General features: G+C 72.9%; 18 protein-coding genes. 11 read left to right on the top strand and 7 right to left on the bottom strand.

The window, feature by feature from the left end:
* Positions 1 to 75: 75 nt before the first annotated feature.
* Together ACH4XV_RS43600 and ACH4XV_RS43605 are read right to left on the bottom strand one after the other, a co-directional pair.
* Entirely contained in the window at positions 76 to 522 is a 447-nt protein-coding gene (locus ACH4XV_RS43600; RefSeq protein ID WP_395799307.1) for a hypothetical protein, read from the bottom strand.
* 189 nt (positions 523 to 711) lie between these two features.
* Entirely contained in the window at positions 712 to 1,161 is a 450-nt protein-coding gene (locus tag ACH4XV_RS43605; RefSeq protein ID WP_395799309.1) for an SPW repeat protein, read from the bottom strand.
* Positions 1,162 to 1,349: 188 nt separating this feature from the next.
* Here ACH4XV_RS43605 and ACH4XV_RS43610 point away from each other — a divergent pair, with 188 nt between their 5' ends.
* The 4 genes from ACH4XV_RS43610 to ACH4XV_RS43625 all read left to right on the top strand — a co-directional run bounded on the left by ACH4XV_RS43610 (position 1,350) and on the right by ACH4XV_RS43625 (position 4,038).
* Complete coding sequence (locus ACH4XV_RS43610; protein WP_395799311.1) at positions 1,350 to 1,661, top strand: ArsR/SmtB family transcription factor; 312 nt, start codon at positions 1,350 to 1,352, stop codon at positions 1,659 to 1,661.
* A gap of 92 nt (positions 1,662 to 1,753) precedes the next feature.
* The gene (locus ACH4XV_RS43615; protein ID WP_395799313.1) at positions 1,754 to 2,932 is read left to right on the top strand and encodes an MFS transporter; all 1,179 of its coding nucleotides are present in this window, start codon (positions 1,754 to 1,756) and stop codon (positions 2,930 to 2,932) included.
* 52 nt (positions 2,933 to 2,984) lie between these two features.
* Entirely contained in the window at positions 2,985 to 3,317 is a 333-nt protein-coding gene (locus tag ACH4XV_RS43620; protein WP_380003784.1) for a LuxR family transcriptional regulator, read from the top strand.
* A gap of 106 nt (positions 3,318 to 3,423) precedes the next feature.
* A complete protein-coding gene (locus ACH4XV_RS43625; RefSeq protein WP_395799315.1) occupies positions 3,424 to 4,038 on the top strand; it encodes a HutD family protein in 615 nt (204 codons plus the stop codon).
* 23 nt (positions 4,039 to 4,061) lie between these two features.
* On the opposite strand, the gene ACH4XV_RS43630 is transcribed toward ACH4XV_RS43625, so the two are convergent.
* The 3 genes from ACH4XV_RS43630 to ACH4XV_RS43640 all read right to left on the bottom strand — a co-directional run bounded on the left by ACH4XV_RS43630 (position 4,062) and on the right by ACH4XV_RS43640 (position 8,088).
* Entirely contained in the window at positions 4,062 to 5,813 is a 1,752-nt protein-coding gene (locus ACH4XV_RS43630; RefSeq protein WP_395799317.1) for a chitinase, read from the bottom strand.
* Positions 5,814 to 6,130: 317 nt separating this feature from the next.
* Positions 6,131 to 6,928 carry a TIGR03084 family metal-binding protein gene (locus ACH4XV_RS43635; RefSeq protein WP_395799319.1) on the bottom strand — a complete coding sequence of 266 codons (798 nt, stop codon included), beginning with the start codon at positions 6,926 to 6,928 and terminating at the stop codon, positions 6,131 to 6,133.
* A gap of 365 nt (positions 6,929 to 7,293) precedes the next feature.
* Positions 7,294 to 8,088: a hypothetical protein gene (locus tag ACH4XV_RS43640; protein ID WP_395799321.1), complete on the bottom strand. Its 795-nt coding sequence runs from the start codon at positions 8,086 to 8,088 to the stop codon at positions 7,294 to 7,296.
* A 76-nt stretch (positions 8,089 to 8,164) separates the two neighbouring features.
* Here ACH4XV_RS43640 and ACH4XV_RS43645 point away from each other — a divergent pair, with 76 nt between their 5' ends.
* Positions 8,165 to 8,401: a hypothetical protein gene (locus tag ACH4XV_RS43645; RefSeq protein WP_395799323.1), complete on the top strand. Its 237-nt coding sequence runs from the start codon at positions 8,165 to 8,167 to the stop codon at positions 8,399 to 8,401.
* 51 nt (positions 8,402 to 8,452) lie between these two features.
* Here the strand turns inward: ACH4XV_RS43645 and ACH4XV_RS43650 are convergent, their stop codons facing one another.
* Together ACH4XV_RS43650 and ACH4XV_RS43655 are read right to left on the bottom strand one after the other, a co-directional pair.
* Positions 8,453 to 9,652 (bottom strand): helix-turn-helix domain-containing protein, encoded by a 1,200-nt coding sequence (locus ACH4XV_RS43650; protein WP_380003777.1) that lies wholly within the window; start codon positions 9,650 to 9,652, stop codon positions 8,453 to 8,455.
* Between the two features lie 94 nt (positions 9,653 to 9,746).
* Positions 9,747 to 9,914, bottom strand: coding sequence for a hypothetical protein (locus ACH4XV_RS43655; protein WP_170222150.1), 168 nt, complete (start codon positions 9,912 to 9,914; stop codon positions 9,747 to 9,749).
* Between the two features lie 223 nt (positions 9,915 to 10,137).
* On the opposite strand from ACH4XV_RS43655, the gene ACH4XV_RS43660 reads away from it, so the two are divergent.
* The 6 genes from ACH4XV_RS43660 to ACH4XV_RS43685 all read left to right on the top strand — a co-directional run bounded on the left by ACH4XV_RS43660 (position 10,138) and on the right by ACH4XV_RS43685 (position 20,155).
* A complete protein-coding gene (locus ACH4XV_RS43660; RefSeq protein WP_395799325.1) occupies positions 10,138 to 11,202 on the top strand; it encodes a DUF3068 domain-containing protein in 1,065 nt (354 codons plus the stop codon).
* Positions 11,203 to 11,447: 245 nt separating this feature from the next.
* Complete coding sequence (locus ACH4XV_RS43665) at positions 11,448 to 12,620, top strand: glycosyltransferase family 4 protein (protein ID WP_395799327.1); 1,173 nt, start codon at positions 11,448 to 11,450, stop codon at positions 12,618 to 12,620.
* A 4-nt stretch (positions 12,621 to 12,624) separates the two neighbouring features.
* The gene (locus tag ACH4XV_RS43670; protein WP_395799329.1) at positions 12,625 to 13,350 is read left to right on the top strand and encodes a class I SAM-dependent methyltransferase; all 726 of its coding nucleotides are present in this window, start codon (positions 12,625 to 12,627) and stop codon (positions 13,348 to 13,350) included.
* Positions 13,351 to 13,437: 87 nt separating this feature from the next.
* On the top strand, positions 13,438 to 18,045 hold the full coding sequence (locus ACH4XV_RS43675) for an alpha-(1->3)-arabinofuranosyltransferase family protein (RefSeq protein WP_395799331.1): 4,608 nt from the start codon (positions 13,438 to 13,440) through the stop codon (positions 18,043 to 18,045).
* Entirely contained in the window at positions 18,042 to 19,436 is a 1,395-nt protein-coding gene (locus ACH4XV_RS43680) for a condensation protein (protein WP_395799333.1), read from the top strand. The genes ACH4XV_RS43675 and ACH4XV_RS43680 overlap by 4 nt, the downstream gene beginning before the upstream one ends.
* Positions 19,436 to 20,155, top strand: coding sequence for a class I SAM-dependent methyltransferase (locus ACH4XV_RS43685; RefSeq protein WP_395799335.1), 720 nt, complete (start codon positions 19,436 to 19,438; stop codon positions 20,153 to 20,155). The genes ACH4XV_RS43680 and ACH4XV_RS43685 overlap by 1 nt, the downstream gene beginning before the upstream one ends.
* Positions 20,156 to 20,204 lie beyond the last annotated feature (49 nt).

The following is a 20,204-nucleotide window of genomic DNA, read 5'->3' on the forward strand; positions in this document are numbered from 1 at the left end:
AGCGCACCGGAGAGGCCCGAACGCACCGAAGCCGCCCGGGTCACACCGTTGCCGCGTGCGTCGACGCCGTATCCATTACGGTTCGCGGCGCCGGTCGTCGCTGTCGCGACGCTCCGTGCCGCCCGTGCCGCCCGTGCCGTCGACGCGATCCGCGCCGTGCGCCCGCAGCCACCCGTGCGTACGGGCTCGCCGGCCACGACGTACCGCGTGGGCGCCCGCCGGGCCGTCCGCGTGCCACCTCAGGTAGGCGAAGGCGCCGATCAGGAGCAATGCCGGCACCGACACGGCCACCGCCACCAGGACCACCACGGGCGCACCCGTGAGGATCGCGGCGATCAGCAGCCCGATCGAGGTGCCGGACAGCAGCAGCGCCGTCCACTTCACAAGGGTCGGCCAATGCGGCGCGCCGATGCGCACGCCGATGCCGAATCGACGGCGTTTCGGAGCCGGTACAGAGGGTGGGTCGTCGAACACGCGCAGCAGTTCGGCCAACTGCTCGTCCTGCGCCAGGGATTCCTCCATGCGCGCGAGGGTGCGCCGTTCCCGGCCCGAAAGCGAAGGTCCGCTCACTACATCCACCTCCCAGCCGGAGCTGCGGGGCGGGACCTGCCGACGGAGTACGCCCGACAAGGGTCGCCGGGGCGAACCGCGCGCCGACCGGACCCACCGGCGGCCCGGTCTCGGACTCGGATCACTCACAGACGGGATCACTCACAAACGGTGAATCCCGATGACACCCCTGAGCGCGAGAACCAGCGCCATCAGGCACGCCACCGCACCGACGATCACGTTGCTGGTGATGGTCCGCGTGGTGTCGAAGGAACCGCTCACGGCCCAGGGCGCGATGATCGTCCACACACCGATGCCGAACGCCGCCCAGCTCATCGCGTGCGTGCGCTCGTAGGCGGACCCGAACGCGCCCATCATCAGCAGCGCAAGCGCCACGCCGGTGATCAGGTTGTTCGTGGTCAAAGTCGTGAAGCCGTTGAACCCGACGATCCAGGGGGAGGCCGCCAGGTACACACCGCACAGCACGCCCAACGCTTCCGCGGCCTGCGCCACCGCGCCGGTGGTGGCGCGTTCGGAACGAAGTCGCATGGTGATTATGTCGGGGTGCTGCTCTATCGATGGCGCTGTCGGTGTCGATGTCGACGTGGACACGTCCACCACCCTCTTTCCGAGAATCGCAGTCCCTTGGTTGATAGCCCTCCCACCTGCGACTAACCCGTTCAAACCTCAATATTTACCGACATTTCGTTCGACTCGATTGACACAGTCACTACATATCGAGAAAACTGGATGCGATCCCGCGCCCCTCGAGCGCCCACCTCCCCGGAAGGCAGCCCGCCATGGACCCCCTGGCCGTACACAAGGCACTCGCCAACCCGGCCCGACTCCTGTTCATGCAGTGGCTGAAGGAGCCCGCGAAGTACTTCGACGAGGACTCCTACCGACAGCAGGGCCTGGGGTTCCACATCGGCGTCTGCGTCGGCGACATCCAGTCCCGCGCGGGCCTGGCCCAGTCGGTGGTGTCCGGATACCTCCAGACCCTCAAGGACGCGGGTCTGCTCGAATCCGAGCGGATCGGCAAGTGGACGTACTACCGGCGCAACGAACGCACGATCGCCGAGTTCGCGGAACACGTCCGCACCGAACTCTGACCCGGACACTCCGGCCCGTCGCATGTACACGCACGGGCAAACGCATCTACATATACAGATATGTAAAACCAACACCGATCGACAAGGCCACGATGAGAACCACCACCATCACGATCGCAACCCTCGCCCTCGGCGTATTCGGGATCATCACCACCGAGATGGGCATCGTCGGCGTGCTGCCGCAGGTGGCCGACCGGCTGCACGTCGACACCTCGACCGCCGGCCTCCTCGTCGGCGCGTTCGCCCTGGTGATCGCGGTCTCCGGGCCGTTCATGACGCTGTTCGCGTCGCGGATCGACCGCAGGACCGTGCTGGCCTCGGCGATCCTGGTGTTCGCGATCTCCAACGCCGTGTACGCGCTCACCACCAGGTTCGACGTGATGCTCGCCTTCCGGATCCTGCCCGCCGTCGTCCATCCCGTGTTCTTCTCCGTCGCCCTGACCACCGCGGCCCGCCTGGTCCCGGCGGCGGACGCCACGCGGGCCACGACCCGCGTGTTCGCCGGCGTCACCGTCGGCTTCGCCCTCGGCGTGCCGCTGACGTCCTATCTGGCCGAACACCTGTCCCTGGAGGCGGCGTTCTGGTTCGGCGCCGCGATCAACCTGCTCGCCTTCCTGGGCATCCTGTGCTTCCTGCCCACCGTGCCGGTGGAGCGTCGGTTGTCGTACGGCGCCCAGGTCGGCGTGCTGCGCAGTGGCCGGATGTGGCTGAGCATCCTGTCGGTGGTCTTCGTCTTCGCGGCGATGTTCTCGGTCTACGGCTACTTCGCCGAGTATCTGGACGAGGTCACCGGGATGGACGGCTCGTGGGTCGGCGCGCTGCTGATGGTGTTCGGCCTCGTGATGATCCTCGGCAACTTCGCCTTCGGCGCGCTGCTGCGGCGCGACGCGACCCGCACCGCGCTCGCCTTTCCCGCCCTGTGCCTGGCCGTGTACGTCCTGCTCTACGCGGTCGGTCCACATGTCGCCCCGATGCTGGTGGCGATACCGATCTGGGGCCTGGTGCACTCCGGCGGGCTGGTCGTGAGCCAGCACTGGCTCGGGCGCGACGCGCGCGACGCCCCCGAGTTCGGGAACAGCCTGTTCATCTCCTTCTCCAATCTCGGGATCACCGCGGGTACCACGATCGGCGGCCGGCTCCTGTCCGTCACCGGTCCCCGGCAACTCGCCTGGCTCGGCGCCGGTTTCGCGCTGGCCGCGCTGGCCTGCACGGTGCTGCGACTGAGCCTGGACCGGGTGCGGCCCGGTGTGGCGGCGCAACTTCCGGTGTGACGCGGGTGCGGTCGTTCGGGGTTTTGTGAGCGGTCGTGTGCACACTGTGGCTATGGAAAAGCTCTCCTTGGAAGCCCAGGTCCGCGAACTGCTCAAGCTGGCCGCCACCGCCTCTACGGGGCGCAGCGCGCACACCGTGTACGGGGGCCACGAACATGTGTTGCGGCAGACGCTGATCGCGCTGAACGCGGGGACCTCACTGTCCGAGCACGAGAATCCCGGCGAGGCGACCCTGCTGGTGTTGCGGGGGCGGGTGCTCCTGATCGACGGCGAGACGTCGTGGGAGGGACGGACGGGCGACTTCCTGGTCGTACCGAAGTCCCGGCACAGCCTGGACGCCCTGGAGGACTCGGCGGTACTGCTCACCGTCGCCAAGCACGGGTGAGCGACGGCGTCGGGATCACGGCGCGGACATGCCCGCACGGCGGCCGGCATCATGGCGGGCCCGGCCGATGCCCGGCCGTCCCGATCCCATGGAAGCAGGCCCGTACGTGACGCTGACGCATCCCTTCGACGTCGAGACGCTGCCCGTCGGCCCGTGGCGCAACGGTGGCGGCGACACCCGGGAGATCGCGTGCGAGGGGTCGGCGGGTCCGGGCGGCGACTCGGCGGACTTCGGCTGGCGGGCGAGCATCGCCACGATCGCCGCCGACGGGCCGTTCTCGCCGTTCCCGGGCGTCGACCGCACCATCACCCTCCTGGCGGGCGATGGCGTGCACCTGATCGCGGACGGCGGCGATGCGCCCGGGACCCCGCCGCTCGATCATCGGCTCGACCGCCCCGGCGTGCCGTTCGCCTTCTCCGGCGACCTGGCGCTCCGCGCCCGCCTGCTCGGCGACGGCGACCGCGGCGCGGTCCGGGTGCTCAACATCATGATCCGGCGCGGCCGGTGGACCGCCGACGTGCGGCGCATCGACGCGCCCGTGCCGCTGCCCGCCGGGCACGCCGGCGTGCTCTACCTGCTGTCAGGGCGCGGAACGCACGGCGGCCCCGGCCCGGCGCTGCGACCGGGGCGGGGCCTGTGGTGGACGAGCGGCGCCGCCGACGAGGCGGCGCCGCTCGAACCCGGCTCGGTGGCGCTGTGGGCGGACATCCGCGCGGTGTAGCGCCGGTCGAGCGTGCCCGTCGATCAGGGCATCGCGCGCAGGTGCGCCGAGATGGTGTTGGCCAGCGCGTACCCGGCGGTCGCGTCCCAGTTGACGGACCAGGTCATCGCGCCCCGGATGCCGCGCCAGGTGGTCGCCGGTCGGTAGGTGCCGCAACCGGTGCCCGACTCCAGGCAGTCCAGCGCGTTGTTCACCACGCCGGGCGAGACGTATCCGCTGCCCGCCGCGCGTCCGGTGGCCGGTACGCCGAAGGCGACCTGGTCCGGGCGCAGGCCGCCCTGGAGTTGGATGCACGCCTGCGCGGTGAGGAAGTCGACGCCGCCCTGGGCGTACAACTTCTGGTCGCAGCCGAACATGGTGCCGGAGTTGTAGTACTGCATGTGGACGATGGTCAGGATGTCCTTGATGCTCAGGGCGAGTTGGAAGTAGGCGGTCTGGGTGGTCTGCATGTCCAGGGTCTGCGGGGCCATCGTGATGATCAGCGAGGTGCCGACCTGGGCCCGGATGGCGCGCAGCGCGGTGGCCATGTAGGTGGGGCTGACCCCGTTCTCCAGGTCGATGTCCACGCCGTCGAAGCCGTATTCGCGCAGCAGCGCCGTGGCGGTGCTCGCGAACATGTCGGCGGAGGCGTTGTCACCGACCCAGACCGCGCCCAACTCGCCGCCGACGGACAGGATGACCTTCTGTCCCCGGGCGTGCATCGCGACGATGTCCGCCTTGAGGTCGGCGTTGGTGTAGCCGCCGAGCGCGGTGGACAGGCCCGGGTCCACGCCGAACGTGATCGCGCCCCAGCGGCTGCGGTCGGCTTCGGCGAACGCCACCGCGACCAGGTTGTAGGACGTGGGCACGTCCCGCAGGCGCAGGTTCGTGGAGCCGTTGACGAAGTTGTGCCAGTAGCCGGTCATCACCCGTTTGGGCAGTCCGGTCGGGTCCTGGCCGGTGGGGCCGTCCGGCGCGGTGGTGGCGGTGACGGGGGCGGAACGCGCGGAGGATCCGGCGCTGTTGGTCGCGGCGACGGAGAAGGTGTAGCTGGTCTGCGGGGTGAGTCCCGGGATCTCGGCGGAGGTTCCGGTGACCGTGGCCACCTTGGTGTCGGCGCGGAAGACGTCGTACGAGGTGGCGCCGGGCACCGCGGTCCAGGACAGCGAGGCGCTGCGCGCGGTGGTGCCGGCGACGGTCAGGCCGGTGGGTACGCCCGGGATCGTGGTGGATCCGCCCGGGCCGACGAGCGAGACGTCGTCGGCGTAGTAGGCGGGCTGCCCGTACCAGCCGTTCAGGTAGATCGTGACGCTGGTCGTGTGCGCTCCGGTGTGGAACGTGGTGGTGAGCTTTTGCCAGGTGGTGGCGGAGGAGGTCCAGGTGGACACGTCGGTGGTGCCGGTGCCGCTCGCGCCGAGGTAGATGTAGCCGCCCTGGACCCAGGCGGATTGGGTGTAGTCGGAGTCGGGTTGTACGGCCACCGTCTGGCTGCAGCGGGCGTTGTCGCCGCCGGCGGGGGTGGCCTGGAGGGCGCCGGTTCCGGTGTGTACGGGGGTGGTGGTCGCGCGACCGGTGCCGCCGGAACAGGTCCAGCCGGAGAGGCCGGTCTCGAAGCCGCCGTTCACCACGAGTTCGGCGGTGCCGGCGGCGGGCGCGGACGGGGCGAGGACGAGCAGACTCGCCGCGGCCGTTGTACAAGCCGCGGCGAGGAGCGCGGCCCAGCGGCGCGGGCCGGGCCGGGCTCGACGCGAAGTCGGGGTGTATGCAGGGGTGTTGCGGGGACGTGGGGGTGCCATCGTGGTGTGCCTCCCGTACCGGCCCGGGCGGTTGCCTGCGGGCGTGGGTGTGCGTGGAGGGTGAACCCGGATCGGCGCCGCGTCGCCTGATGGGACGTCAGGCTCCCTCGGTGTGGGACGTGCGCAGGCCGTCCGGGCGCACCCGGAGGTGCCGGGGTGCCTGTGTGCAGGACGAGTTGACCGCCGCGACGGCGGAACTGTCAATAGGTCTGGACCAATTCGAGCCGGGCGGGAGGGGGTGGGTGCCTGGACGCGGGGGCGAAGGCGCGCGCGTGCGGGCCCTCGATCACCGGGGTCGGGTGGCGGATCGGGCCGAATCAGTCGAATTGGCCGGGCGTACGGCCCGCTCCGGGTGGGCCGGCGTAGGACTGGGTGATGGTCAGCCAGCGGATCGCCTCGGGGCCCTCGGCGCGCACCGCGAGGTCGGCGGGATGCCGGCGGCGGGTGACCAGGAGGCAGAAGTCGAGCAGTGGTCCGGTCACCCGCTCCGTGGCGTCCTCCGGGCCGTGGGTCCAGGTGCCGCCGGGCTCGTCCGGGTCGATCAGTTCGACCCTGAACTCCCTTTCGGGTGCCCGCAGTCCGTGCACGGTGTAGGCGTAGTCCCGGGCCCGGACGCCGAGTCGGGCGATGTGCCGGAGGCGGGTGGTGGGGGTACGGAGCACGCCCAGGGTGTCGGCGATGTCCTGGGTATGCGCCCAGGTCTCCATGATTCGGGCGCCGGCCATCGACGCGGCGCTCATCGGCGGCCCGTACCACGGCAGTCGGGCCCTCGCCGGCAGCGCCGCCAGCAGTTCCGGGACCGCGTGCCGGCCGTCCCGCCAGCGGGCCAGGATGTCCTTCGGCGGTGCCGTCGCGCCGACTTCCGCGCCTCGGTCGACGAAGCCGTCGGGGTCGGCGGCGGCTACCGCGACCGCGCCCTCGAAGGCGGTGGGATTCGTCGCGGCGAGCCGGACCTGATCGTCGGTCCAGGCCAGATGGGCGATCTGGTGCGCGATGGTCCACCCGGGCGCGGGCGTCGGCAGCGCCCACTCGGCCGCCGACAACGAGGCGACGAGCCGGTCCGACTCGGCGCCCTCCGCGCGGAGATCGTCCAGCATGGCCGCGAGATCCACCATCGATGCCGTCCTCTCGTCGCTCGCAGCGTCGCACCGCGGCGGGGTCGTGGGCAAGCACCGGGGATGGGCTCACCGTGGCGGGGCCTGCCCCTAGGTCCTGTCCGGCGGATCTTGGTGGATCGGGCCGCGTCGTCCGGTGCCGTGCCTCGGCGTGCCGGAGAAGCAGCCGCATAGTGGTTCTATTCGGCTGTTTCTCCGGTGCGGCGAGGTGCGGTGCCGGGCGGCGCGGCCCCGCCAAGATCCGCCGGACAGGACCTAGGCCTTGCCGGCGGCGGCCGGGCCGGACGGATCCACCGGGGCCGATGCGTCGGGCGGCGGTCGGCCCGGCCGCTGCGGCGGCACGGGTCCGCGTGAGCGTGTCGGGGTCAGACCGTCAGGAGGATCGCGCGGGCGTCCGTGTTGAGGGTGTGGCCGCCGGGGGCGGGGGCGACCGGGATCGGCCAGTGCACGTGGCCGCAGATGGTGAGGGGCGGCGGGGCGGCCCGGATGCGGGCGGCCGGCTCGGCGCGGCCCGGCTGGGTGGGCGTGGCGCCGGGTGGGCCCTCGTGCAGGATCAGCACGTCGGGGGTGGCGCCGAGGACGCGGTCGAGGAGGGCGGTCTGCGCCTTCTCGGCCCGGCGGCCCGGCCGCTTCGGGTCGCCGATGATCCGGCCCACACCGGCGAAGCGGACCCCGCCCACGTCGACGTGTGCGCCGTCGAGCAGCACGACGTGCGGGCCCGCCTCGGCCAGGTCCGCCGTCGACACCTCGTCATGGTTGCCGGCCACGCCGACCACGAACGGGCAACCGGCCGCCGCGAACGCCCACCACACGTCCCGGACCGCCCCGCTCGCGCCGCGCCGATCCGCCGCCGGCGCCGCGTACAGGTCGCCCGCCAACACCACGCCCACCCGCTCCGGCGCCGGCGCCGACCCCTCCTGCGCCCACACCGTCAGGAAGTCGGCGAGCGCGACACCCAACAGCACCGGCGGCCCACCCCAGGGCGAGGGCGCGACCCCCTGGAGGTCGCCGGCGACCAACACCGCGTCACACCCCGCCGGCAGCCGATCCACCCGCAACCGCCCCACCGGCAACCGCGCCGCCTCGCTCCCGCCCCCGACCCGCGCCCGGCGATACCCGACCTCGGTCACCGCCTCCACCCCACCACCCACGATCCGCATCACCGCACGGTAGTTCCCGGCAGCGGTTCCCGGGCGGCATCGAAGGCGCGGCAGCGGCCTGGCTAGGCTTTCGGACATGCCGAACAACGACGGATACGAGCCGGTTTTCCGACGCAGTCGCCTCCGGGGAGGCCGCTACGTCTACAACGTCCACAACCCCGTGGGCCGCGTCCTGACCGTGCTCGCGCTGACCGTCACCGGCGTCTTCATGCTCCTGATGGCCACCCACACCGGACCCTTCGCCGAGTCTCCCGCCCGGCCCGGGCCGACACTCCCGCAGAGCGGGTCGCACGCGCCGACGTCGGCCCCCTGAGCCCCCGGGCCCAGCAGTCCCAGCAGTCCCAACAGCCCCCCTCCGGTCCCCTCAGTCTCCCTCCTCCCGCAACCGCCGTGCCCGCAACACCAGTTCCAGTTCGAAGCGGCGATCCGGCTCGTTCATCTCGTCGCCGAGCAGGTCCCGGATCTGCCGCAGCCGATAGCGGACCGTCTGGGCATGCACCCCCAACCGGGCCGCGATCTCCGGTGCGCCGCCCCGGGTTTCCAACCACGCCAGCAGGGTTTCCTCCAGCCGCCGGGCGTGCGCCGGCGAGCAGCTGTCCAGGGGGGCCAGGCAGCGGCGGGCCAGGTCCTCGATCAGTTCCTCGGGCGGAAGCAGCACCAACGCCTCGGTGTGCTCCGTACATCGGATCAGCCGCCCCTCGGGCAGGTGGCCGCGCTCCACCAGACGCAGCGCCGTACACGCCCAGTGCAGCGACTTCGCGGCGTCGGCGATCGGCACCGACGGGCCGATCGCGCCCGACCAGCCCGCCATCGCCCGCCGCACCAGTTCGGGGCGTCCGGCCGTGTCCGGGTCGGGCAGGATCATCCGGGGCCGTTCGCACTCCATGTCCAAGAGCACGTCCCGCCCCACCGCCGGCGCCACCGCGTCCGGCGCGGGGCGCAACAACACGCCCACGGCCACCTGTTCGGGCACCGTCCAGCCGATGCGGGCGGCGTGTTCGGCCAGCGCGCTCGCGGGTTCGGTGCCGTATTCGGTGAGCAGCAGTTTGATCAACCGCTTCTGCGCCCACAGCCGTTCGCCGACCTGACGGGCCGCGGCCTCGGCGTAGCCGTGTACGGACTGGGCGACCAGGCCATCCAGGAACTCGAAGCCCGCCTCGGCGAGTTCGTACATCGCGGGCGGCGGGATCTCCACCCGCTGGCCGATCTCGGCCAGCCGCCGCCAGGCCAGCCGCACGCCGAGCCGGTACATCGCCTGCAACGAGTCGAGACTGCGCCCCTGGAGCACTTCGGCGCGGCCGAACAACTCGAAGATCTCGAGGCGTTCGTGCCGCCGATCGCCGGTCGCGGCCAGGTGCTCGACGAAGTCGACGAGGGCGCGCCGAATGGCGACCAGCGCCATCGGTTCGCCCGACTCGTCCGGCACCAGCGGCACGCCGGGGTATTCGATCCGGATGTCGCGCAGTATTCCCTGCGCCAGTTCGGGTACCTCGGCCATGGCCAGATCGGCGAACCGCCGCAATTGCGGCCGGGGTACGTCCCGCCAGGCAGTGCGCACCGTCACCTCGCCCCTCCCTCGCGCCGGACGTCCGGCGCCGTCTTCGGGGACCGCCGGCCGATGCCGGACCGGGCCCGTCTCCCGGCGTACGGGCTAGGCATCAGGGCTGCGCGGTCGGCGCCGGTGTCGGGTCGGTACGGAACGAGACGAGCGGCGAATTGGGTTGGTCGGGGGTGGAGTTCAACGCGGCGACGATCCCGAGCCCGGCACCGACGGCGAGTGCGGCGGCGAGGATCACGGTCGACCCGGCGGCGAGCAGTCTGTGCATGCTTCGACGAGCCTCTCGATCGGAGGGCACCCCGCCCATTCCCGTGCACCGGCTCTGTATCAGCACAGTGTGCGAGGTGTATTGACACTCCGTCAAGGGTGCGCCTACGGTTCCCGGCCTGGGACGGACCCGAGCCCGACCTGCGTCGGAACCCACGCCGGAGCCGCCCGGAACCGAGACAGACGTGCACGTGCCCGAGGCCGAACGCCGTCAGGAGTGCCGGATGCGCCGCCCCACTTCGCCCCGCCCCATCTCGTCCCGCCCCTCGATTCCGTCCCTGCTCCTGCTCGGTGTGGGAGCGTTCCTGCTCGTGCTGGCCGCGATGTTGGCCTGGTATGTCGAACCACACGCCAAGCGCACCCCCGTCGACATCGACGACACCGTGGTCTTCGCCGGGAGCGGCAGCTATTTCGACACCGCCACGCTGAAACCGGTGGACGGAAAGACGATCACCGTGACCCGCCGCGTACTCGGCGACGTGGCGGAGGCCAAACGCAGCGGCCGCGCGGTGTGGGACGTGTCGACGACCATCGACACCCCCGAGACGCTGGCCTGGGGGGACCCACGCCGGTCGTACCAGTGGACGCTGGCCCGCTGGGTGACCGACCGCCGCACCAACGCCCCCGTGCACTGCTGCGGCGAGACGCCGCGGATCGAGGGCGAGGCGTTCCTGAAGTTCCCGTTCGACGTGGAGAAGCGGCAATACCGCTGGTGGGACGAGACCTTGGGGGCGGCGATCCCGCTGGACTACCGCGGCACCACCAAGGTTCTGGGGCATCGCGGCTACCGCTTCACCGGCACGGTGCCGGACACCCGGATCGGCGTACGCCAGGTCCCGGGCGCACTGGTCGACCTGCGCGCGCAGCCGCAGGTGCTCGCCGAGGAGTGGTACGCCAACGCGGGCGTCGAACTGGTCGTGGATCAGCGCACCGGCCGGGTGATCGACGCGAAGATCGCCCCGCGCAAGACCCTGCGCGCGCCCGGCGCGGCGACCGCCTCGGTGACCCTGCTGAGCAGCGACCGGATCGCCTTCACCCCACAAACCCGGAGCCACCAGGTCGACTTGGCGAAGCGGGACGACCGCAAGCTGATCGCCATCGGGTGGATCGCACCGCTCTCGGCGGCCGGCCTCGGGGTCGTGCTGGTGACGCTCGGGGTGGTATTCCTGGTCCGAGGCCCGCGCCGCGCGTCCGGCGGCGCCGCGGCCGGCGGTACGGCCGACGGCCGCGACCCCGAGGGCGACACCCGCCCGCTGCCCGAACGGCACGCGGAACCGGCACCACATTGACGGTTCGCGGCCTCACCCGGGAGCAAAATTGTCACCTCGGTGAGTAGCCGACCGGTGACGCGGTGGCGAAAACTACGAACTCACCCCGCACATCCCGCCCGTCCCGCAGCACCGGCACCGCCGTTCCCATCGCGGCGGCCACGCAGCCCATCCCTCCCCCGGATCCGGCCCGACCCCGCGCACCGAACGCTCGCTCGCTCCAGGACCGAGAACGAGACCGAGATCGAGAACGAGTTGGAGCTCAGATGCCCCAGCACGTGCCCGCGTTGCGTGCGGTGACGCCCGTATCGCCGCGCCGACCCGTCCCGCCCGCCCGCTCGTCCGACCGTTCCCCGCACCCCCACCGCATCGTCTTCCTGGCCCGCCGCGACCTGGCCAACCCCGCCGCCGGCGGCTCCGAGCTGCTGGTCGACCGGCTGGCCGACGGACTCACCGCGCACGGCCACCGGGTAACCCTGCTGTGCGGCGGCCCGGCCGCCGACCGGGACTACCGGGTGGTCTCGGCGGGCGGGGACACCGACCACTACCTGCGCGCCCGTCGGACCCTCGATCGCCGGATCGGCGGCTGCGACCTGCTGGTCGAGGTGTGCAACGGCATGCCGTACCTGACCCCGCTGTGGCATCGCGGCCCCACCGTGTGCCTGGTCAACCACGTGCACACCGACCAGTGGGGCATGCGCTTCCCGGGCCCCGCCGCCCGGATCGGCCGGCGCCTGGAGCGCTGGGGACTGGCCGGCACCCATCGGGGCAACCTGATCGTCGCGGTGTCCGGCTCGACCGCTGCCGCGCTGCGGGAGATCGGCGTGCCGCCGGAGCACATCCGGGTGGTGCACAACGGCGTCGAGGAGCCCGCCCCGCCGGCGCCCACCTCGACCGAGCCGCTGTTCGTGGCCGTGGGCCGGCTGGTCGACTACAAACGCATCGATCTGCTGCTGCGGCTGTGGGAGCAGGTCCGGCCGGTGACCGGCGGTCGGCTGGTGATCGTCGGCGACGGTCCCGAACGGGATCGGCTGCGTGCCATGGCCGGGCCGGGGGTGCGCTTCACCGGCTGGGTGTCCGAGGCGGACAAGCACCGACTCCTGTGCGCGGCCTGGCTGTTGCTGCACCCCTCGCAGGTCGAGGGCTGGGGTCTGGTGGTCACCGAGGCCGCGGCGCGCGGCACGCCCGCCGTCGGCTTCGACATCCCCGGGCTGCGCGACTCGATCGACGACGGCGTCACCGGCGTACTGGCGCGCGGCGAAAGCTCGTTCGCCGCCGCGTGGTGTGCGCTGGCGCTGGCCCCGAGGCGCCGCGAGGCGATGGCCCGCGCGGCCAGGCTGCGCGCCGCCCGCTATCGATGGAGCGCCACCGTCCGGCAGTTCCGGTCGGTGGCCGCCGAGGCGGCGGCGTCGGGGACCGGACGGAGCAGCCGGTGGTGATCGTGTGAAGGACCCGTCGTTGCGCCGGTCCCTCGCGCTGTTCCGCGCCTTCCGGCACGAACAGAGCGATCCGGACGGCTGCTACGGGCTGCTCGCCCGGGACGCCGCCGACCAGGTCGAGCGGCACGTGCGGCTGCGCGGGCGGGTGGTGGTCGATGTCGGTGGCGGCAGTGGGCACTTCACCCGCGAGTTTCGTCGGCGCGGCGCGCACGGGTACCTCTTCGAGCCCGATCCCCGGGAGTTGGCCGCGCGCGGCACCCCGCCCGAGGGCGCGGTGCTGGCCGACGGCTACCTGCTGCCGCTCGCGGACGGGGTGGCCGACGTGTGCTTCTCGTCCAACGTGCTCGAACACGTCGCGGATCCGCGCACGTTCCTGAGCGAGTTGGTGCGGGTCACCCGCCCGGGCGGGTTGATCTACGTGTCCTTCACCAACTGGTACTCCCCGTGGGGCGGTCACGAGTGGGCGCCGTGGCACTACCTGGGCGCCGAGCGGGCCCGCACCCGCTACGCGCGCCGCACCGGCCGCGCGCCCAAGCACATCCTGGGCGAGAACCTGTTCGCCGTACACGTCGGCCCCACCCTGCGGTATGTGCGGGCCCGGCCCGACGTGGTGGTGGTCAGCGCCCGCTCCCGCTACTGGCCCTTCCTCGCCGGCACGGTCACCCGGATCCCCGGGCTGCGCGAGGTGATCACGTGGAACCTGCTCCTCATTCTTCGGCGGTGCCCGTGACGGCGCGGCCATCGCCCGACGCATCCGTCGGTCCCGCCGCCGGCTCCCCCGCCGCCGGGTATCGCGCGCGCCCCGCAGGAGGCACCCGTGGCTGAGACGACCCTGTCCCTCCCTCCGGCCCGGCCCGGTCGACCGCCTGTCGCGCCGCCGGCCGTCGAACCACCGGCCGAGCGGGTGCGGTATCGGTTGTGGGTGCCGGCGTTCTGGGTGGTCGTCCTGGTCGCGTTCCTGGCCAAGTCCCCCGGCAAGACCACGTTCGAGACCAAACTCGGCGTGGCCACCGACCCCTGGGACTTCATCGGCGACCTGGGCAGCCTGTGGCACGACCGGGCCGGCTTCGGCGGTCTCGCCGACCAGTACATCGGCTACGCGTTCCCGATCCTGCCCTACTACGCGCTCGCCGACCTGGTCCGGCTGCCCGTGTGGTTGGCCGAGCGGCTGTGGTTGTCGCTGATCGTCACCGCCGCCTTCTGGGGCGCGCTGCGGCTGGCCGAGGCGCTGCGGATCGGCACCGCGCGCAGCCGACTGCTCGGCGCGGCGACCTACGCGCTGTGGCCGACGTTCACCATCGTGATCGGCTCCACCTCGGCCGGCGTACTGCCCGGTGCGGCGCTGCCGTGGGTACTGCTGCCGCTGGTGTCCGACCGGCTGAGCCCTCGGCGTACGGCGGCGCGGTCCGCGGTGCTGATCCCGTTCATGGGCGGGGTCAACGCGGCCTCCACGCTGGCCGCGCTGCTGCCGGTGGGGCTGTACCTGCTCAGTCGGCCGGCCGGGCCGCGCAAGTGGCGGCTGATCGCCTGGTGGGTTCTCGGGGTGCTGCTCGCCACCGCCTGGTGGGTGATCCCGCTGATCCTGCTGGGTGTGTACGGCGAGAACTTCCTGCCGTACGTCGAACAGGCCGACACCACAACGACGACCATGTCGGCGACCGAACTGCTGCGCGGCGCGGGCAACTGGGTCGCCTATCTCGACTTCGGCGAACCGTGGTTGCCCGCCGGCCGGACCGTGGTCGCCGCCGTGGTCACCGTCGTGTGCTCGGCGTTCGCCGCCGCGCTCGGTTTGGCCGGACTGGCCCGCCGCGACCTGCCCGAGCGGCGCTGGTTGACGCTGACCGTGCTGGTCGTGGCGGCGATCGCGCTTGCCGGGTACGCCGGTTCGTTCGGCGCGCCGTTCCACGGCACGATCCGCGACTGGCTCGACGGCCCGATCCGGCCGTTCCGCAATATCTACAAGTTCCAGCCCGGACTGGCCCTGGCCCTGGTGCTCGGCCTGGCCCACCTGGTCGGCACGACGAGCACCGCCGCCCGAGGCACCACCCCGCCGGCCCGGCACGGGCCGCGCTCCGGGCGCCCCTACGCGCCGCTGATCGCCGCCGTGCTCGTCCTGCCCGGGCTGGCCTGGCCGTACCTCAACGGCACGATCCTCCAGCCCGGCGCCTTCAAGGAGTTGCCGCACCACTGGCACCAGACCGCCGACTGGCTCAAGCACAACTCCGCCGACAGCCGGGCCCTGGTGGTGCCCGCCACCGCGCACGGGCTGTACACGTGGGGGTCGCCGATCGACGATCCGCTCGATCCGCTCGCCGATTCCCCGTGGGCGCAGCGGGACTTCGTCCCGTTCGGCACGCCGGGGCAGCGCCGGGCGACGGACGCGATCGAGCAGGCGCTGCTCACCGGCGGTGAAGTGCCGGGCCTGCGCGACTTCTTGATCCGCGCCGGGCTCTACAACGTGGTGGTGCGCAATGACCTCGATCCGGATCAGATCGGCTACGTCCCGCCGAACGTGGTCGAACGCACCCTGGTCGCCTCCGGATACCACCGGGTCACCGCGTTCGGTCCGGAGATCACCGGCGGGCGCATCCCGGAGAACACCCCGGTCCAGGTACAGGGCCTGTTCAGTCGCCGGCAGGCGGTGGAGATCTACGCGCCGCCCGCCGACACCCCGCGACCCGGCCGGGTGGGCACGCGCGCCGTCGCGGATACCGCGGTTCTCAGCGGCGGTTCCGAGGCGCTGTTGCAACTGTCCGCCGATCCCGGCATGCGCGACCGACCCACCGTGCTCACCGGCGACGACCACCCCGGCATCGACCGGCCGGGGGTACAGGTGGTGGCGGACGGACTGCGGCGCGCGGACACCCGGTTCGGGCTGGTGAACAACAACACGTCGTACACCTACACCGCGACCGAGCGGAATCCGTCCGACAGCGCGCAGGCCGCCGGCGACAAGCCGAAGCAGATCCTGCCGACGACCGGCACCGGGCACCAAACCACGGCGGTGTTCGCCGGCGCGAAGGCGGTGACCGCGTCCAGCAGCGGCAACTGGCTGTTCCATCTGCCGCAGTTCGACCCGGTGAACGCGTTCGACGGCGACCCGAACACCGCCTGGACCGAGGGCAGCGCGGACGGGCCGGTCGGCCAGTGGGTGCGGGTCGCCTTCACCGGGCCGATCGATCTGCCCGACACGCTGCGCCTGACCCCGCTGGCGGGCAGCGCCATGCGCGCCGCGCCGACCCGGGTGCGGGTGGAGACCGAGCGGGGCTTCCGGGAGAGTTCGCTGCAACCGGACGGCACGGCGCAGAACGTGCCGGCGCCGGCGGGCCGGGCGACCTGGTTGAAGATCACCATCCTGGGCGCGCAGTCTCCACGTTCGGGTCTGTCCGGCGCCGGGTTCGCCGAGGTGTCCGTTCCGGGGGTGCAGGTCTCGCGGGTATTGCGGCTGCCCACCGACGCGGCCGGCGCCGCCGCCTCGACCCGGGTCTACTCGCTGCACCGCGACGAGGATCCCGGCGGGTTGTTCCCGGTGAACGCCGAGAACGGGCTGCACCGGCGGTTCGACACCGCCGCCGACGGCACGTTCACCGTCGACGTGCGTGCCGCCGGGGTCACCGGCGCCGAGTTGGACCGGCTCGTGCAGAACGCGGTACCGGGCCGGCCGCCGGGCATCACGGTGACCGCCGAGTCGACCGGATACACCGGCAGTCGGCTCGACGCGCGCAATCTTGTGGACGGGGACCTGACCACCGCGTGGATCGCGGGCGATCGACCCGTGCTGCACCTGAACTGGGGGCAGCCCAGGTCCGTGGACCAGATCGTGCTCGGCGCGGCCGGCGGGTTGTCCTCGCGGCCCGAACGCATCGAGATCTCCTCGCCGTTCGGCTCGACCACCGCCTCGGTGGACGAGAACGGCACGGCCCGGTTCCCCTCGATCTTCACCGACCGGTTGACGATCACGATCAGCAAGGTCGCGCCGCTGACCCTGCACAACCCGCTCGCCGACCAGCGGCTGCAACTGCCCGTGGGATTGAGCGAGGTCTACATCCCGGCGCTGGCCGACCTGCGGCAGCGGCCTGCCGATCCTGGGCAGACCTTCCAACTGCCGTGCGGCCAGGGCCCGACGCTGAAGGTGGACAATGTGCCGCACCCGACGAGCGTGTCGGGCACGGTGCGCGATCTGACGGAGCGTCGGAGTGTCCGGGTGCGGCTGTGCGACGGCGACACTTCGGGGGCCACGCTGTCCCTGCCCCGGGGCACGCATACGGTCGAGGCGGACAACCGGGGACCCGTCGAGATCACCGACGTGATCCTGACCGGCGGGCAACTGCCGCCCACAAACCGGCAGTCGGCGCGGGAGGCCACAGCCGTCGACTGGAGCGGCGACCACCGGACGGTACACGTGGGGGCGGGCGAGGCCACCTACCTCCAGATGTACGAGAACCGCAACTCCGGCTGGAAGGCCACACTCGGCGGCAAGAAGCTGCGCCCGGTCCGGATCGACGGCTGGCAGCAGGGCTGGCTGGTCCCGGCGGGCGCGGCCGGCACCGTACGGCTCGACTACGAGCCTGGCGGGATCTACCGGGGCGGACTGATCGGCGGCGCGGTGGCCCTGGCCGCGCTGCTCGCCCTGGCGTTCGTCCGGCGGCGCGGCGAACTCCCGTCCGGGGACGGTGGGTCGCGGGTCGAACCGCCCGCGCCAGGCTCGATCCTGGGCATGGTGGCGCCGACGGCGGTGATCGTGCTGGTCGCGGGGCCGTTGGCGCTGGTGGTGCTCGTGCTCGCGGTGGTGGCGCGCCGATGGCAACTCTTTTTGGTGCCGATCGCGTTGGTGGCGATGGCCGGAGCGGGCATCGCGGCGGCGACCGGGGCGGGCGAGCCCGTCGGCGCCGGCGAGGGCGCCTTCGGACCGGCCGCGCAGATCCTGGCGCTGATCGCCCTGATCGCGGCGCTGGTGACGGTGGGCGGGGCGGATCGGGACGGCGGGAGGGGCGGGGCCGATCGGGATGCCGGTGGGCCCGGGGGCGAGGCCGCAACTCGCCACGACTCCGGGGAGGGGCAAGGGAGTTTCGGGCTCTTCGGGCTCTTCGGGCCGCCGGAGCGTGCCCCGGCCGAGCCGCCGCCGGGCCGTGCCGGGACCGTCTCCACGACCAAGTCCGAGGCGCCACCGCCGGATCGGGACAGCGGCGGCGACCGGACCCGGCGGGACCCCGTCGTCGATCCCACGCACCGGAGCACCGGGCAGACGCCCGCCGGGGGGCCGCCCGATCGGGAGGCCGATACGGCGGAACTGCCCACCGTGGCGCCGGACGCGCGGCGGGCCGAGCCCGGGGAGGGCCATGACACGAAGCCCGGGCACAAGAAGACCGGCCCCGGGGCGACCCACCCCGACCAGTCCCACGCCGAGGAGACCGACCAACCATGAGCGCGGTGCGCCCGGCTCGGCGCGAGCACCCGGCCGAACCGGCCCCGACCCGGATCCCGTTCCCGGTCGTCGACGAGGTGTCCCGGCAGTGTGTACGGCCGGGCGAGGCGATCTCGGTGCACATGGAGATCCGGCTGCCCGGACAACCGGATCCGACCCGGCTGCGCACCGCGTTCCGGGCCGCGCTGCGCACGCACGCCCGCGCGCTGGTCCGCGAGGCACCCGCGCCCTGGTACGCACGCCGCTACGTGTGGGAACTCACCGACGCCCCGGACGTGGAGCCGGTCCGCTTCCCGCCGCCCGGGCCCGACGCACTGGCCCGGGCGCGGGCGGCGGCGCTGGCCGAGGCGCCGCCGCTGGCCCTGGCACCGCCGATCCGGATCGAGGTGATCCGCTCGTCGCCGACCGCCGCCGGGTGTGTCCTGCTGTGCACGATCCACCACACCGCGCTGGACGGCCCCGCCTTCCTGCGCGTGCTGGCGACGGCGGCGGAACTCTACGGCGGCGCCGGCAACGACCCGCCGGCCGCGCCGCCCACGACGGATCGCGCCGCCGCCGGCGCGCCGACCGACGGGCCCGGCCTCGACGCCGGGAGCCCGTCGGCCCGCTCCGCCCGGGTCGCGCACGCGCCCTCGCCCGACCCGAACCGGCGCACGGGCAACGGCGTCCTGCTCGGCGAACTCCCCCTGCACGCCCGCCCATCCCGCGCCGACCACACCGTCAACGACCGCCTCCTGGTCGCCACGTGCCTGACCATCGCGCACTGGAACCGGTTGCACGACGCACCGCTCCGCCCGATCCGGATCACCATGCCCGTGGACGACCGCCCTCGCGGCCCCGACATGCCGATCGGCAACGGCACCCGCCTGGTCGACGTCTGCTTCGGCCCGCGCGCATACGCCCCGGAACACGACGGCAGGCACGCCGCACCACCGAGCCCCGACCACATCGCCGACCTGCTGCGCCGCACCGCCCGCCGCACCCGCGAACTCCGCGCCGCGCGCCGACCACCGCTCGGTCGCGGCGCCGCCCTGCTGACCGCGCCGGTACTGCCCGTCGGCGTGCGCGCCGCGTTCACCCGGGCCCTGGGCCGTGCGGTCGGGCCGTGGACCTCGACCACCCTGCTCAGCAACCTCGGCCGCATCCCCTACCCGCTGGACTTCGGCGACGCGGGCCGGGCAAGCGCCGTGTGGGTGTCCGCGCCCACTCGGATGCCCAGGGGCCTGACCCTGACCACGACCGGCACCGCCGACCGCCTGCACGTGAGCCTGCGCTGGTCCCGAGCGCTGCTCGACGACGCGGCGGCCCGGCAGCTGTACGGCCTCCTGGACACATACCTGGCCACCGTCGCCGCCGCACCGAACCCGGCACCACCCGAAGGTGGTTCGTGATGACCGCCACCCGCCCCACCGGCCTGCGCGCGTTCTACGAGGACCCCGCCGTCCCGGTCGCTTCCGGCCCGGAACGCAGCCGCCGGCAGGCCGCCATGCTGGCCCGCGCGCTCGGCCCCGAACCGGCGCTGATCGTGGACATCGGCTGCGGCGACGGCTCGGCGGCGGCGATCACCCGACCGCTGCTCACCCGCCATACGCTGGTCGGCCTCGACTGGTCCCAGGACGCGCTGCGCCGCGCCGCGCCCCGGCTCGACCACGCCGTACGCGGCGAACTCACCGACGACGGGCTGCCGTTGGCCGACCGCTCGGTGGACGCGGTGATGTTCGCCGAGGTGTTGGAGCACTTGGTCGACCCCGACGCCGCGCTGGACGAGCTGCGCCGGGTGCTCAAACCGCGCGGCCACCTGATGGTGTCCACCCCGAATCTGGCCGCCTGGTACAACCGGGCGCTGCTGCTCGCGGGTGTCCAGCCGGTCTTCTCCGAGGTCAGCCTGCGCGGCATCCACGGCCGCCCGGGCACCGAGGTGGTGGGCCACCTGCGGCTGTACACCGCCCGTGCGCTCCGGGAGTTCCTGGTCGCGGCCGGCTTCGAGGTGGTCCGGGTCGCCGGCGCGCCCTTCCACGGCGTGCCCCGCCCGCTGCGCCCGCTGGACCGGATCGCCTGCGCCGCCCCCTCACTCGCCTCGATCCTGCTCGTGCACGCGCGGCGGCGGTAGCCGTGTGGTGGGGCGTGGCCGCGGCGCTGCTCGCCAACGTGCTCTACAG

The sequence above is a fragment of the Embleya sp. NPDC020630 genome, from assembly GCF_044334985.1.
In the GTDB taxonomy this organism is placed as follows: domain Bacteria; phylum Actinomycetota; class Actinomycetes; order Streptomycetales; family Streptomycetaceae; genus Embleya.

What these genes read in the sequence shown, in the direction of transcription:
- ACH4XV_RS43600 (WP_395799307.1), bottom strand. Translation starts at nt 522, where the DNA reads ATGGAGGAATCCCTGGCGCAGGACGAGCAGTTGGCCGAACTGCTGCGC.
- ACH4XV_RS43610 (WP_395799311.1), top strand. Translation starts at nt 1,350, where the DNA reads ATGGACCCCCTGGCCGTACACAAGGCACTCGCCAACCCGGCCCGACTC.
- ACH4XV_RS43615 (WP_395799313.1), top strand. Translation starts at nt 1,754, where the DNA reads ATGAGAACCACCACCATCACGATCGCAACCCTCGCCCTCGGCGTATTC.
- ACH4XV_RS43620 (WP_380003784.1), top strand. Translation starts at nt 2,985, where the DNA reads ATGGAAAAGCTCTCCTTGGAAGCCCAGGTCCGCGAACTGCTCAAGCTG.
- ACH4XV_RS43630 (WP_395799317.1), bottom strand. Translation starts at nt 5,813, where the DNA reads ATGGCACCCCCACGTCCCCGCAACACCCCTGCATACACCCCGACTTCG.
- ACH4XV_RS43635 (WP_395799319.1), bottom strand. Translation starts at nt 6,928, where the DNA reads ATGGTGGATCTCGCGGCCATGCTGGACGATCTCCGCGCGGAGGGCGCC.
- ACH4XV_RS43640 (WP_395799321.1), bottom strand. Translation starts at nt 8,088, where the DNA reads ATGCGGATCGTGGGTGGTGGGGTGGAGGCGGTGACCGAGGTCGGGTAT.
- ACH4XV_RS43645 (WP_395799323.1), top strand. Translation starts at nt 8,165, where the DNA reads ATGCCGAACAACGACGGATACGAGCCGGTTTTCCGACGCAGTCGCCTC.
- ACH4XV_RS43655 (WP_170222150.1), bottom strand. Translation starts at nt 9,914, where the DNA reads ATGCACAGACTGCTCGCCGCCGGGTCGACCGTGATCCTCGCCGCCGCA.
- ACH4XV_RS43660 (WP_395799325.1), top strand. Translation starts at nt 10,138, where the DNA reads ATGCGCCGCCCCACTTCGCCCCGCCCCATCTCGTCCCGCCCCTCGATT.
- ACH4XV_RS43665 (WP_395799327.1), top strand. Translation starts at nt 11,448, where the DNA reads ATGCCCCAGCACGTGCCCGCGTTGCGTGCGGTGACGCCCGTATCGCCG.
- ACH4XV_RS43680 (WP_395799333.1), top strand. Translation starts at nt 18,042, where the DNA reads ATGAGCGCGGTGCGCCCGGCTCGGCGCGAGCACCCGGCCGAACCGGCC.
- ACH4XV_RS43685 (WP_395799335.1), top strand. Translation starts at nt 19,436, where the DNA reads ATGACCGCCACCCGCCCCACCGGCCTGCGCGCGTTCTACGAGGACCCC.